15 protein-coding genes are annotated in these 13,929 nt (G+C 53.3%); 13 read left to right on the forward strand and 2 right to left on the reverse strand.

Annotated elements, in window-relative coordinates; translation table 11 throughout:
* Positions 1–3: 3 nt before the first annotated feature.
* The 3 genes from K4305_RS02000 to K4305_RS02010 all read left to right on the forward strand — a co-directional run bounded on the left by K4305_RS02000 (position 4) and on the right by K4305_RS02010 (position 1,985).
* The gene (locus K4305_RS02000; protein ID WP_331560664.1) at positions 4–351 is read left to right on the forward strand and encodes a hypothetical protein; all 348 of its coding nucleotides are present in this window, start codon (positions 4–6) and stop codon (positions 349–351) included.
* 167 nt (positions 352–518) lie between these two features.
* A complete protein-coding gene (locus K4305_RS02005) occupies positions 519–1,460 on the forward strand; it encodes a TIGR01777 family oxidoreductase (protein WP_331560665.1) in 942 nt (313 codons plus the stop codon).
* A 30-nt stretch (positions 1,461–1,490) separates the two neighbouring features.
* Positions 1,491–1,985 carry a ferritin-like domain-containing protein gene (locus K4305_RS02010; RefSeq protein WP_331560666.1) on the forward strand — a complete coding sequence of 165 codons (495 nt, stop codon included), beginning with the start codon at positions 1,491–1,493 and terminating at the stop codon, positions 1,983–1,985.
* An 80-nt stretch (positions 1,986–2,065) separates the two neighbouring features.
* Here K4305_RS02010 and K4305_RS02015 read toward each other — a convergent pair whose 3' ends face one another.
* Entirely contained in the window at positions 2,066–2,338 is a 273-nt protein-coding gene (locus K4305_RS02015; RefSeq protein WP_292001853.1) for an RNA recognition motif domain-containing protein, read from the reverse strand.
* Between the two features lie 456 nt (positions 2,339–2,794).
* Between K4305_RS02015 and K4305_RS02020 the strand changes: the two genes are divergently transcribed.
* Together K4305_RS02020 and K4305_RS02025 are read left to right on the forward strand one after the other, a co-directional pair.
* Positions 2,795–4,126, forward strand: a complete 1,332-nt coding sequence (locus tag K4305_RS02020; RefSeq protein ID WP_331560667.1) for an ammonium transporter — start codon at positions 2,795–2,797, stop codon at positions 4,124–4,126.
* A 10-nt stretch (positions 4,127–4,136) separates the two neighbouring features.
* The gene (locus tag K4305_RS02025) at positions 4,137–4,478 is read left to right on the forward strand and encodes a P-II family nitrogen regulator (RefSeq protein WP_331560668.1); all 342 of its coding nucleotides are present in this window, start codon (positions 4,137–4,139) and stop codon (positions 4,476–4,478) included.
* 80 nt (positions 4,479–4,558) lie between these two features.
* On the opposite strand, the gene K4305_RS02030 is transcribed toward K4305_RS02025, so the two are convergent.
* The gene (locus K4305_RS02030) at positions 4,559–5,134 is read right to left on the reverse strand and encodes a tetratricopeptide repeat protein (protein ID WP_331560669.1); all 576 of its coding nucleotides are present in this window, start codon (positions 5,132–5,134) and stop codon (positions 4,559–4,561) included.
* 227 nt (positions 5,135–5,361) lie between these two features.
* Between K4305_RS02030 and K4305_RS02035 the strand changes: the two genes are divergently transcribed.
* The 8 genes from K4305_RS02035 (at position 5,362) to K4305_RS02070 (ending at position 13,768) form a co-directional block, all read left to right on the forward strand.
* Positions 5,362–6,087: a segregation and condensation protein A gene (locus K4305_RS02035; protein WP_331560678.1), complete on the forward strand. Its 726-nt coding sequence runs from the start codon at positions 5,362–5,364 to the stop codon at positions 6,085–6,087.
* Positions 6,088–6,172: 85 nt separating this feature from the next.
* On the forward strand, positions 6,173–7,447 hold the full coding sequence (locus K4305_RS02040; RefSeq protein ID WP_331560670.1) for a DUF1015 domain-containing protein: 1,275 nt from the start codon (positions 6,173–6,175) through the stop codon (positions 7,445–7,447).
* An 8-nt stretch (positions 7,448–7,455) separates the two neighbouring features.
* Entirely contained in the window at positions 7,456–7,899 is a 444-nt protein-coding gene (tsaE, locus tag K4305_RS02045; RefSeq protein ID WP_331560671.1) for a tRNA (adenosine(37)-N6)-threonylcarbamoyltransferase complex ATPase subunit type 1 TsaE, read from the forward strand.
* A complete protein-coding gene (gene tsaB / locus K4305_RS02050) occupies positions 7,896–8,576 on the forward strand; it encodes a tRNA (adenosine(37)-N6)-threonylcarbamoyltransferase complex dimerization subunit type 1 TsaB (RefSeq protein WP_331560672.1) in 681 nt (226 codons plus the stop codon). Before tsaE ends, tsaB begins: the two co-directional genes overlap by 4 nt.
* Positions 8,577–8,656: 80 nt before the next feature.
* Positions 8,657–9,052 carry a ribosome silencing factor gene (gene rsfS / locus K4305_RS02055; RefSeq protein WP_331560673.1) on the forward strand — a complete coding sequence of 132 codons (396 nt, stop codon included), beginning with the start codon at positions 8,657–8,659 and terminating at the stop codon, positions 9,050–9,052.
* A gap of 113 nt (positions 9,053–9,165) precedes the next feature.
* The gene (gene gyrA, locus K4305_RS02060) at positions 9,166–11,652 is read left to right on the forward strand and encodes a DNA gyrase subunit A (RefSeq protein ID WP_331560674.1); all 2,487 of its coding nucleotides are present in this window, start codon (positions 9,166–9,168) and stop codon (positions 11,650–11,652) included.
* A 77-nt stretch (positions 11,653–11,729) separates the two neighbouring features.
* Positions 11,730–11,954, forward strand: a complete 225-nt coding sequence (locus K4305_RS02065) for a CDGSH iron-sulfur domain-containing protein (protein ID WP_331560675.1) — start codon at positions 11,730–11,732, stop codon at positions 11,952–11,954.
* An 86-nt stretch (positions 11,955–12,040) separates the two neighbouring features.
* Positions 12,041–13,768, forward strand: a complete 1,728-nt coding sequence (locus K4305_RS02070) for a CTP synthase (RefSeq protein ID WP_331560676.1) — start codon at positions 12,041–12,043, stop codon at positions 13,766–13,768.
* Positions 13,769–13,929 lie beyond the last annotated feature (161 nt).

A 13,929-nucleotide genomic window follows, 5' to 3' on the forward strand; every position in this document is an offset into this window, starting at 1 on the left:
AGTATGGACCTTCATCAGGATGTCCGTTTTGCGGGCGTCCTTTCCGACCTGGATAGAATTGCCCGCGATCTTGTCGATACGGGCAGGCTGGTTCCGATAGCAGGAACCGGCCTGAGCGGCGTTGTCATCGAATTCGCCATGTACGGAGAGGGCAAAAAAGCAGAACCGAGTATTCTCATCAACATCACTTCTCCGAAAGAGTTCGATGGCGACGAGCGTCTTCTGGACGATTTCGAGGATTATGTTATCAGTCGCCTTGAGGTTGCTTCCCGTAACTGGCCGCAGGACGTGACCGATCTTCTGGGAGACGACAGGCCCGTGATTCTGCTGATCAACGGCGAAGAGTACTGATACTCCGCACTCTTTCCGGTATCTCCTCCGAAGTTCCCGAATCTTTTTCCTCTTTCTGTCGGCGATTCCTGTTCCCTATCGGGAATTATTACCGGTAATTGCCTGTTCAGTAAGGTTTTACGGTTCGTTTTACATGGCGTCGGCGTTTTCAGTTTAAACAGGGTTCTATGGAAGGACATATTGTCATTACGGGAGCAACCGGGGTAATCGGTATCGAGCTTTCGCGAAGGCTCATAGCCCGCGGGGAAAAAGTGGTAGTGCTCGCCAGGTCTGCCGGATCGGCAAAAGATAAAATTCCCGGGGCGGCAGGGTATCTTCGCTGGGATGCCGACATGGATTCCGGAGAGTGGGTCTCCTCCGTTGACGGAGCGAAGGCCGTAATCCATCTGGCTGGCAAGCCGCTGCTCGATGCGCGGTGGACGGAAGAGCACAAGAAAGAGTGCTACGATTCGCGAATAGACAGCACAAGGCACATGGTTGCCGCCATAGCCAGGGCGGAACGGAAGCCGGAAGTTTTCATTTCCGCATCCGCGATAGGTTATTATGGTTCGTTCGAAGAGTGCGGCGATACGGCCGAACTGGACGAATCAGGGGCGGAAGGACGCGATTTTCTTGCGCGAATCTGTATCGACTGGGAAAAAACGGCGGAGCCGGCAATGCAGTACGGCGTTCGCCTCGTGCTGCTTCGTACCGGAATTGTGCTCTCTACGAAGGGCGGGATGCTGCAGAAAATGATAACGCCGTTCAGCTTTTTTCTCGGCGGGCCTGTCGGATCCGGAAAACAGTGCCTTTCCTGGATACATATCGACGATGAAATAGACTGCATACTTGCCGTTCTCGACGATTCCCGTTATCAGGGCGCTGTCAATGCGGTAGCTCCGGTTCCTTCGACAATGAGCGATTTTGCGCATGAACTCGGGCATGTGATGGGACGTCCGTCGCTGTTGCCTGTTCCGAAACTTGCCGTTCAGGTGCTGCTCGGGGAGGGCGCGGACTATGCGGTCAAGGGTCAGCGGGTCGTTCCCCGCGCATTGCAGCAGAACGGCTTTGTGTTTCGTTATGCCAATCTCGGCGCAGCATTGAAGGATCTCGTTTCAAACAACAAGTAAATCACAACGCAAAAGAAAAAGGAGAGATACATGGGAACCAGAGGACGTGCAATCGTCGGGGATCATCTTCCACGCGTGCTTGAACTGCTAAACAAGGCTTTCGCCGACGAGTGGCTTGCTTACTACCAGTACTGGCTGGGTTCGAAGGTGGTTCAGGGTCCGATGAAGGATGCGGTCATTGCCGAACTGCTGCAGCATGCTGCGGACGAGCTGCGGCATGCCGATATGGTGACAACGAGGATCATCCAGCTTGGCGGCACCCCTGTGACCAATCCGAAAGATTGGTTTACCTGGACGAATTGCGGCTACGACGCACCAGACGATCCGTTCGTCAAAACAATTCTCGAACAGAATATTTCAGGGGAACAGTGCGCCATCAATGTCTATAACAGCATCATCGAGGAGATCGGGATGAAGGATCCCGTTACCTATAATCTTGCGGTTCAGATTCTTCAGGACGAGGTCGAGCATGAGGAGGATCTTCAGTCATTGCTGGAGGATCTCGGCGTTATTCTGAACAGGTAGGAGTAAGGAAGGCTATAAAACGGAAACGCCGGACAGCATGAGCTGTCCGGCGTTTCTGTAAATCTTTTCGCGACCGGCTATCAGTAGCGATCTCTTCTTACCGGGCGCTCTTCGCGAGGCCTGGCTTCGTTAACCTTTATGGTGCGGCCTTTGAGATCCTTGTCGTTCATGGATTCGATGGCCTCGCGGGCTTCGCTGTCATTCGGCATGTCAACAAACCCGAACCCTTTCGAGCGGCCTGAAAACTTGTCGGTGATGATGTTAGCGCTGTCGACCTGTCCGAACTGGGAAAATACATCACGAAGATCGTCTTCGGTAACAGAGTAGGGTAAATTGCCGATGTAAATGTTCATTTTTTTAGTATCAGTAAACATGTGCTTTGATAGAAAAAAGAGGCGCATACAAATAACCAAGGCACAAATTATTTGAACGCGATCAGCCAACCATTGGCTAATTAATGGTACAATTTACCGCAATTAGCAATGGTTTTCAAAAATAAAAAAACACTCCCGACCACAAATACGCCCAATATACGGCATAAAGCCGTTTATTGACCGCCCCTCAACTATACTGGCATCGCAAGTTACCCTTTTTGTAACACAAATCGCCCTCCTGTTCCGATCTTTTTTCTTCTTCGATTCAACGTTTTTTTTTGGATATGCTGAAACGCCGCGAGTCCGGGAGTTCGGCCTGTTTCTACTTTATTGTAATAAAAAATATCGTTTTCTTGTTTTAGACTAAAAATATCATTACAATTGTGTGTTAAAGTTAAATAATTAAGGTTCTCAAATCTATTAACCATCGGAATTATGTTGAAAAAGTTCTCGTTTCCGCTGCTGCTGCTTGCTGCAGCGGTTTTAACCGGAGGCACGGCATGGGGAGCAGAGGAGGTTGTCACCGACAGCGGCACGACGTCCTGGATGCTTACCTCGACAGCGCTCGTGCTGCTTATGGTGCCGGGTCTTGCAATGTTCTACGGGGGCCTGGTGCGCACCAAGAACGTGATAGGCACGATGATGCACAGCTTTGCCGCAATGGTGATCATCGGCGTACTCTGGCCGACTCTGGGTTATGCCCTGAGTTTCGGTCCGGGCATTCTTGGCGGACTTGTGGGATGGGACAGCAAGTACTTCCTGCTGCAGGGTATCGATGATACCATCATGTCAACTCATATTCCCGAATATGTTTTTGCCATGTTCCAGGGCAAATTCGCCATCATAACCCCGGCGCTTATCGCCGGCGCGTTTGCCGAGAGGGTGAATTTCAAGGGCTACGCAATTTTCATAGCGCTCTGGAGCATCATTGTCTACAGTCCTATATGTCACTGGGTCTGGGCTTCAGATGGATTCCTTTTCAATCTTGGTCCGAAAGGCGCAATTGATTTTGCCGGCGGCACGGTTGTGCATATCTCTTCGGGTGTGACCGCTCTGGTGGCGGCGCTCTACCTCGGCGCACGCAGGGGGTACCCGAAAAACGTCATGCATCCAAACAACCTCGTTATGACGCTCATGGGCGCAGGTCTGTTGTGGGTCGGCTGGTTCGGTTTCAATGCAGGCAGTTCGATCGCCAGCAACCTTGACACTGCGAGGGCGCTGACCGTCACCCAGATTGCCGCAGCAGCAGGCGCATTCACCTGGATGGTTATAGAGATGTTCCAGCACGGAAAGGCAACCAGCCTCGGTGTGGCTTCGGGCATTCTGGCCGGACTCGTGGCAATAACTCCCGCAGCGGGCGTGGTGCAGCCTGTCGGAGCGCTAGCGCTCGGTGCTCTGGCAGCCATATTCTGTTACCTGGCGATTATGCTCAAAAACAGGCTTGGCTACGATGACAGTCTCGATGCGTTCGGAGTTCACGGCGTAGGCGGTATCGTCGGCGCTCTTGCGCTCACCTTTTTCATCCGTCCGTCATGGATGGCCGATGCGGCTGTGCTGGCAGGCGGCAGCTGGACGGTATGGCAGCAGCTCGGTGTTCAGGCTACGGCGGTCGGAATCACCATCGCTTATGCTTCCGTTATTTCGCTTATTCTGCTTTTCGTGGTCGAAAAGACGGTCGGTCTGCGCATCAGCGAAGACGAAGAGATGTCGGGTCTTGACCACAGCATGCACGGCGAACAGGGGTATGGCCTTATCAACTTAAACTGAGCGTATCGCGATGAAACTCATAACAGCAATCATTCAGCCCGACAGACTCGACCATGTGAGGGAAGCTCTGATCCAGGCAGATATAACGAGGATAACCGTTAGTCGGGTAACCGGCCATGGCAGGCAGGAGGATATCGAGATATACAGGGGTCAGAAAATCGCTCCGAACCTGATTCCCAAAGTAAGGCTCGATATTGCCGTCAACGACGAGTTCGTGAACATTACGGTGGATACCATCATTGAGACGGCCAAGCATGGAACGGGAGAGGTCGGCGACGGGAAAATCTTCATCACGCCGCTTGAAGAGTGCATTCGCATCCGTACCCGCGAGAAAGGCGGGAAAGCGATATGACATGATTGGATCGATGCAACACAAAGAGGCTGCCATGAACGGCAGCCTCTTTGCGTTTTACCGGGGTTTTCCGACTGGCATCAGTTTGCCGGTATGGCTGCCGCCGCTACCGGCTGCTTCCATGAAGGGTAATAGGTATTCAGCCACTCTTCGGCATTGACATAGCCAAGTCTTGCTGCTTCCCTGAAGTCCTGGATTCTTCCGAACGAATCTCCTGTTCTGCTTTTGGCTATCCCCCTGTGGAAATACGCTGCGCCCATTCTCGTGTTGATTTTCAGCGCCTCGCTGAAGTCAGGTATGGCTCCAAGAAAATCGCCGGCCATATTTTTCGTGACGCCTCTGTTGTAGTAGCCGACGGCCTGAAAGTGGGGTTCACCGAACGCGATCACCATGGAGAAGTCGCTGATTGCTTTGTCGAACTGTTTCATGCGTTGCCACACGGCGCCTCTCATCTGGTAGGCCATGGCGAAACCAGGGCTCTTTTCTATGGCTGAGGAATAGTCTTTAATGGCTGCCTTGAGATCGCCCTGGAGGTGTTTTTCGTATCCCCTGTTGAAATAATCGTTTTCCTGTCCGCCGAGAGCCGTGCCTCCGATGAGCGTCAGCAGAAGCAAAGTGCAGAAAACGGCAGTGATTTGTTTATGTGTGGTTTTCATGTGAGAACTTCGGCTATGCATAGAATAATCTATATCCTGATCACAGGGTTTTCCATACCCTTATCAATGGGTATTCTGCTGCTGAAAGTTTCCTTTTTCCCCCGGTCATCAGGCAGTGTTACGGTAAAAACGCCTTAAAATGCAACATAACCGGGCTGTTTTTACGTAACCCGGCGTTTTTTTCTATCTTGCATCAATATACGATAACACCCTATTCTCCTGCACTGATGTTCAGGATCACTCTCGATGAATTTGAAGGGCCTCTCGATCTTCTGCTGTTTTTTATCAGGCGCGATGAGCTTGATATATATAATATTCCCATTTCGAAAATCACGACCGACTTTGTCGCTCATATAGGCGGTATGAGAACCACGAATCTCGAAGTTGCCGCGGAGTTTATCTATATGGCCTCGATGCTGATGAGCATCAAGGCTAAAATGCTGCTTCCCCGTCCTTCGGCGGATGGCATGGAAACCGACGAATTCGACCCTCGTACCGAACTGGTGCAGAAGCTTCTCGAATACAAGCAGGTTAAGGAGGCCGCAGCAAAACTTTCCGTGCATGCCGAGGAGCGGGCGCTTCTCTTTTCGAAAGGGTTTTATGAGTCGTTCGATCCATATGTCATTGACGAGCATGACGAAGAGATACATCGCCCGACCCTCTACAATCTTATCAGGGCATACCGTTCGGTGCTCGAAAATATACCGAAGCCAATGACCCGAAATGTGGAGGATGCGCCGGTAACCGTCGAAGAACAGAGCGCGCTGATTCTCTCCTGTCTGCGCGAAAGGGCGCAGGTATCGTTCCGCTCGATGACGAAATGCATGAGCGAAAGCCTCGTCGTAGTGGTGACATTTCTCGCTGTGCTTGAATTGTGCCGCAACCGCAAAATCATGGTGCTCGTCAAGGAAGGGTATGACGATTTCTGGATGTCGGCACGGGAGGGCTCCTGAACAGATCGGAAAGGCGTTTGGTTTTTAATTGTATCTTGATGGTGCGAACAGGTAAGGCATTACAAAAATTATAACTATCACAACCATGCCGGAAATCCAGCCATTCAGGGCGATACGCTATAATCCCGAAACTGCAGGCGATATGTCGGGGTTGATCTGCCCTCCGTATGACGTTATTCCTCCCGCGATGCAGAAAGATCTTTACGGAAGTTCCCCGTATAACGCAATCCGGCTTGAGCTGCCGATGGAGGTCGATCCTTACGCTGCCGCTGCGGAGAGGCTTGAGGAGTGGATGCGGGCGGATGTGCTGATGCGTGAAGACGTTCCCGCGCTTTACCCGTACAGTCAGACCTTTACCGATCATGACGGCAACACTCATACGCGGAGCGGTTTTTTTGCGGCGATGCGTCTCCACGAGTTCGGCGAGCGCAAGGTACTGCCGCATGAACGCACCCTTTCAGGGCCGAAGGCTGACCGGCTGAACCTGTTCAGGAAAACCCGCATGAACATCAGCTCCATTTTCGGTCTCTACGCTGATGCCGAAGGCGTTGCCGACCAGCTTCTTGCCGGGTATGCAGAAGCGCAGGAGCCGGTCGCTGATGCCATGTTCCAGGGCATCAGGAACAGGTTGTGGCGGCTTGACGATCCGGAGCTTGTGGCTGCTGTCCAGGAGGCGCTGGCTGAAAAGACGGTTTATATTGCGGACGGACATCACCGGTACGAGACCGGTCTTAACTACCGGAGGGAGCGGGCGGAAGCGAATCCGGAGCATTCCGGGAGCGAACCGTATAATTTTATTCTTGTTTATCTGAACAATATTTATGATAAAGGACTGGTGGTTTTTCCGATCCACCGCCTGGTGCATGATATCGGGGAATTCGATCCCCAGCGGCTCAGGGCGGGGCTTGAAGAGTATTTTGACGTGACGGAACTCGATGACAGGGCGGCGCTGAAGGGTTATCTCGATGCGTCGGTTTCAAGTTATGCTTACGGGGTCGTGAGCGAAGATGGTGTACTCGGCATCACGCTACGCGGCGAGCCTGGCGTATTGCTTGACAGCGGGATAGCTCCGGCCCTTCAGAAACTGGGGCTTGTGGTGCTGCACGAGGCGGTACTGACCAGGCTGCTGGGCATAAGCCATGAGGCGATGGCGCTGCAGACGAATATCGTCTACGTTAAAGAGGATTCCGCCGTGTTCGATACGGTTCTTTCCGGCAAGGCGCAGGTCGGTTTCGTAGTGAAACCCGCGACGGTGGAACAGGTGCTGGCGGTTTCGGAGTCCGGCGGGGTGATGCCGCAGAAGTCCACGTTCTTTTATCCGAAAATCATGACCGGACTGGTTTTCAGTCCGCTCGACTGATACCGCAGATGACCGAAGAATTTTTTTCCCGTTCTCCCGAAGAGACTCGCGAATATGCGAGGCGTTTTGCCGCCACGCTTCGTCCCGGCGACCGAATCTGCCTGAAGGGTCAGCTCGGCGCCGGGAAAACCGAGTTCATGAAAGGGATCGCCGATTGCTTCAACTGTTCAGGAGAGCTTTCCAGTCCTACCTTTTCCCTCTTCAACATTTATCACGGTTCATACCGGGGAGAGCCGGTGGAACTGCGCCATTTCGATCTTTACCGCATAGAGCGTCCGGAGGAGCTTGACTCGATCGGGTTCGATGAGTATCTGTTCGGGCCGCATATTGCCGTTGTGGAGTGGGGCGATCGTTTTGCGGAGTACCGTTCGTCATATACCGCTACGGTTTTTCTCGATCATGCCGGCGAGAGCTTCCGAAGAATCGTCATAACCAGACAGAGTCGAACATGAATCTTCTTGCTATTGAGTGTACTCATGCATCGCTGAGCGTTGCGGTGAACCGTAATGGCGTGGCGAACGTCGTTTACGGCGGCGAGTGGAGCAGGACGGCCGAAACCATCATGCCGCTCGTGCAACTGGCGCTTGAAGAGAGCGGTACGCCGAAGGATCGGCTCGATGCCGTAGCTGTCTCCTCGGGGCCGGGGTCGTTTACCGCGCTGCGGATCGGTATGTCGGCAGCCAAAGGGCTGGCGTTTGGTCTCGGTGTGCCTCTTGTTACCGTTCCTACCCTTCCGGCTATGGCAGCAGCAGCGCTGTCGTTCACATCCTCGTCGGTGATCGTGCCGGTGATTCCGTCGCGCAAGGGCGAGTATTATTATGCCTGTTACCGTCGCGCGGTTCTTGAAGCCGGCAATCCTTCTGATGAAAGCCAAAGAGGGTCGATAGGCGACGTCGTTGCTGCAGCAGTAAGAAGCGGACATGATGCCGTGATTGTTTTCCGGAGCAGCGAAGAGCTTCTGGCGCTTTCCGGGAACGGCGCGGCAGCTGTTCTCGTTGCGGATTTTTTTTCCGCAGCGTCGATTCTTCCCGAAGCGTTGCGTCGGGCAGCGGAAGGTCGCGTTGTTGCCCTTTCGGAGGCTGTGCCCGATTACCGGCAAAAGTTCGAGTCGGGGTGCCTGAAAAAGTGAATCATTCTTATTTTATAATGATTGCAGGAAAAACGGCTTCAGGCTGTTTTAATTAACCGATGAAACATTATTGGAGGTTTATGAGCGTTTCCGAACAGGATGAAAAGCTTGCCGGGCTGAACCCGGAAGAGGTGTCGTTCAGCGAGTTGCTGGCAAAAAGGGCTGCTGAGCTCGTGCTGGAGAAAAAATGCGAACAGGTCAGGATTCTCGATCTGCGCGGTCTGACCTCCGTGACAGATTTTTTTGTGATAGCTACGGCGGATTCCGAGCGGAAGGCCAGGGCTGCTGCCGAACACGTCGTCGATGAACTCAAGGCTGACGACGAAAGGCCTTTGCATGTAGAGGGAATGGATACCATGCACTGGATACTTCTTGATTATGTTGATGTTGTCGTGCACATTTTCATGCCCGATGAGCGGAGTTTTTACGACCTCGAGTCGCTCTGGTCGGATGCTCCGGTAACCATGATTACCTGATACGGCGAGGTTCCGCCGGTTTCGGCCATGTGAGCCGGTTTTAAGAAGTTGGCGGGATTTTATACATTACGCCCTTATGCGTCATACTATTAATTATTACACGGAAAAAACCTATGCAGCGCGAACGGATATTGCCGATCAGTATTGAAGAGGAGATGCGGGATTCTTATCTCGATTATTCCATGTCGGTTATCGTCAGCCGCGCGCTTCCGGATGTTCGTGACGGTCTGAAACCTGTGCATCGCCGAGTGCTTTTCGGTATGCACGAGCTGGGACTGCAGGCAGGCAAACCGCACAAGAAATCGGCACGTATCGTCGGCGAAGTGCTCGGCAAGTTCCATCCCCATGGCGACAGCGCCGTCTATGACAGTCTTGTGCGTCTCGTGCAGGACTTTTCCCTTCGCTATCCGCTGATCGACGGCCAGGGCAACTTCGGCTCCATTGACGGCGACTCCCCTGCCGCCATGCGTTATACCGAGGTGCGCATGAAGCCGATTGCCGGCGAGATGCTCAAGGATCTCGACAAGGAGACGGTCGATTTTTCGCTGAACTTCGACGATTCTCTCGAAGAGCCGACCGTGTTGCCTTCGGCGATTCCCAATCTCCTGGTAAACGGGGCGTCCGGCATCGCTGTCGGTATGGCCACAAACATTCCTCCCCAGAACCTGCGCGAAGTGGTCGACGGCATCATTGCGGTCATCGAGAATCCCGAGATCGAGATCGCGGACCTTATGAAGCATGTTATCGCTCCCGATTTTCCGACCGGAGGCATCATCTACGGCTACGAAGGTGTTCGTCAGGCCTATCTGACCGGGCGCGGCAAGGTGGTCATCCGCGCAAGGGCGCTGGTGGAGGTGACCCAGAAGAATGGCCGCGAGTCCATCATCGTTACCGAACTTCCCTATCAGGTCAACAAGGTAAGGCTTATCGAAAAGATCGTCGAGCTGGTCCACGACAAGAAACTCGAAGGCATTGCCGATATCCGCGACGAATCCGACCGCGACGGCATGCGTCTTGTGATAGAGCTGAAGCGCGATGCGGTGGCCAAAGTGGTGCTGAACAACCTGTACAAGCATACGCCCATGCAGGAGACGTTCGGCGTGATCATGCTCGCTCTTGTTGACGGTGTGCCGAGGGTGCTCAATCTCAAGGAGATGATGCACTATTATATCAGGCACCGCAACGAAATCGTGTTGCGCCGGACGCAGCACGATCTGACTGCTGCGGAAAAACGTGCCCATATTCTCGAAGGACTGAAAATCTGTCTCGATAACCTTGACGAGGTGATCACCACCATCAGGGAGTCTCCGGATACTTCTGCCGCGCAGGAGCGACTCATGGAGCGGTTCGGACTATCCGAGATACAGTCGAAAGCCATTCTTGAAATGCGCCTGCAGCGACTGACCGGCATGGAGAGGAAGAAAATCGATACCGAGTATCAGGAGACCCTGGCTCTTATCGAAGAGCTTCGTTCAATTCTCGCAAGCCCGGAAAAGCAGATGCAGATCATCCGCGACGAGCTGCTGAGGGTGAAGGATGTCTACGGCGATGAGCGCCGGACGGAGATTGTGCCGCAGGAGGGCGATTTTTCCATCGAAGACATGATAGCCCAGGAGGACGTGGTGATCACCATCACCCACGAAGGGTTCATCAAGCGTTTCCCGGTATCCGGGTATCGCCGACAGGCCCGCGGAGGTCGCGGCGTGACCGGGGCTCAGGCAAAGCACGACGATTTCATCGAACACATGTTCATCGCCTCGACGCATAACTATATTCTGTTCTTCACCAATACGGGCAGGTGCTATTGGCTCAAGGTCTATGAAATCCCCGAAGCCGGCAGGGCAGCCCGCGGGCGTTCCCTGGCTAACATCATGGAGCTGCGTCCGGGCGAGAAGATAAAGGCATATATCAATATCCGAAATTTCGACGATCCCGGCTTCATTGTAATGGCTACCACCAACGGCATCGTCAAGAAGACCGCACTCGACGAGTTCTCCAATCCTCGCAGGACCGGCATTGCCGCAATAACCATCGAGGAGGACGACGAGCTGCTCGATGCCCGTCTGACCGACGGCGAGCATCAGATCATTCTGGCCAAAAGTTCGGCGTTTGCCGTTCGATTCCCTGAAAACGAGATCCGTGCGATGGGCCGTACCGCAATGGGCGTAAAAGGCATCACGCTTGACGACGACGAAAAATGTATTTCCATGGTCACCACCAAACGGACCGATATGGCACTGCTCGCAGTGACCGACAATGGTTTCGGCAAGCGCAGCCGGGTCGAGGATTACCGGCTTACCCGGCGTGGCGCGCGTGGCGTGATAACGCTCAAAGCTCATGAAAAGATCGGTAAACTGGTCGGCCTTCTCGATGTGAATGACGACGACGATCTCATCATCATCACGAGTCATGGCATCGTGAACCGGCAGCATGTTTCCGATATCAGGCTGACCGGGCGAAATACCTCCGGAGTGAGGCTTGTCAGGCTCATGGCGGGAGATTCTATTTCCGCTCTTGCCCGCGTGCCCAAGAGCGATGAGGAGGGCGACGGCGAATTGCCGATCGAAGAACCGGATGGTCAGATCGATCTTTTTGAGTGACCTTTCCGTTATGGTTGTCATGTGGAGCCTGTCAATCCGACAGGCTATGTATAACATGAATGAGGGAGTATTGAGTTATGGAACAGAACAGACCGACAATCGTCAGGGAACAGCCTGGCACGAAGTATTACTGTGCCTGCGGCAAATCGCAGAATAAACCCTGGTGCGACGGATCGCACAAGGGTACCGGTCTGCAGCCATACAAGGTGGAAATCGACGTCGAGAAAAATGTTGCCATCTGCAACTGCGGTCTCTCGGCGAAACTGCCGTTCTGCGACGGGGCGCACAAGAGCATCGGCTGAGGTCCATTCTGCCCGGGGAGTATCGGGTTCCGGTGTGACGAAGTGGATTTTTTTATCAAACAACGACTGACTTAGACTGACTATTTATGGCGCGACCGAAAAATGTCAAGCATATTTTTGTAACCGGAGGGGTTATTTCTTCGCTTGGAAAAGGCATTCTGTCCGCTTCGCTCGGTCTTCTCCTGAAATCGAGAGGGCTCCGTGTTGCAATCCAGAAATACGATCCCTACATCAACGTCGATCCCGGCACCATGTCGCCCTACCAGCATGGAGAAGTGTACGTGACCGACGACGGCGCCGAGACCGACCTCGATCTTGGTCACTATGAACGCTTTCTGGATGAATCGACTTCGCAGGCGTCGAACCTCACCATGGGCCGGGTTTACAAATCGGTTATCGACAAGGAGCGCCGCGGTGAATACCTCGGTGGAACGGTGCAGGTTGTGCCTCACGTGATCGACGAAATCAAGGACCGAATGGCGGAGCTTGCCAAGAACGGCAATCTCGACGTGCTCATAACCGAGATCGGCGGTACGATCGGCGATATCGAATCGCTGCCCTTCCTTGAGGCCATGCGCCAGATGAAGCTCGAAATGGGAGATCGGAACCTGCTCAACATCCACCTGACGTTCGTGCCTTATATCAAGGCCGCAAGCGAACTGAAAACCAAGCCGACGCAGCATAGCGTGAAGATGCTGCTCGAAACCGGCATCCAGCCGGATATTCTTGTCTGCCGCAGCGAAAAACCGCTGTCGCGGGAGATCAAGAACAAGGTTGGACACTTCTGCAACGTCAACGATCTCGATGTTATAGGGCTTAACGACTGCGATACCATCTACGAGGTACCGCTTATGCTCCTGCAGGAAAAACTCGATCTGAGGGTGATGAAGAAGCTCGGCCTGAAAAAATTCAGGGAACCGAATCTCAGCTACTGGAGGGATTTCTGCAACAAGGTCAAGCATCCACAGGAAGGAGAGGTTACCATCGGCATTTGCGGCAAGTATACCGAGTATCCCGATGCCTACAAATCCATTCTTGAATCATTCGTGCATGCCGGGGCGAGCAACAACGTCCGGGTGAACATCCGGCTGCTCAGGGCAGAGGATGCCGAAGGGAAATCATTCGACTTTGCTAAAGAGCTTGAAGGCGTCAACGGTATTCTCGTGGCACCCGGTTTCGGAGACAGGGGCATCGAGGGCAAGATTCAGTACATTCGCTTTGCCAGGGAGCAGAACATTCCGTTTTTCGGCATCTGCCTCGGTATGCAGTGCGCTACCATCGAATTCGCCCGGAACGTCTGCGGAATGCCGGAGGCTAACTCCACCGAATTCAACAAACGCACCCGTTTTCCTGTTATCGACCTCATGGAGCACCAGAAGAAGGTCAAGGAGAAAGGCGGAACAATGCGTCTCGGCAGCTATCCCTGCATTCTCAAGGAGGGATCTCGAGCGCATGACGTCTATCAGAAGTTTCTTATCAACGAAAGGCATCGTCACCGTTACGAGTTCAGCAACTCCTTCCGCAAGCCGTTCGAGGATGCCGGCATGATTTTTTCAGGCACATCGCCCAACGGCGAGCTGGTTGAGATCGTGGAGCTTAAAGATCACCGATGGTTCGTGGGCGTACAGTTCCATCCCGAACTGAAATCGAGGGTGCAGAAGGTGCATCCGCTTTTTCACGGTTTCGTTGCCGCGGCTAAGGAGTACTGCCAGGGCAAGCGGCAGATGGAGCTGCCGGTTGATCGACCTGTCGAGCGCCCTGTTGACAGACTGGCCGATATGCCATCGTTCGTTCCGGCCGCCGATGGCGAGTGAAAGCAGATAACCCGTACGTGAAGGAAAAGAATTTATAAAAAAGGGAAAAAGGATTTGGAAGTGAAGTGGGAAGGTGATACATTAGGATCCCGTTGAAGCAGGAAGTAATTGTGACGGCGGGAAGAGCCCTGTAAAGGGTTATGTTATTTGAAAGTACTGCG

This window comes from Chlorobium sp. (assembly GCF_036528655.1).
Taxonomy (GTDB): Bacteria; Bacteroidota; Chlorobiia; order Chlorobiales; family Chlorobiaceae; genus Chlorobium.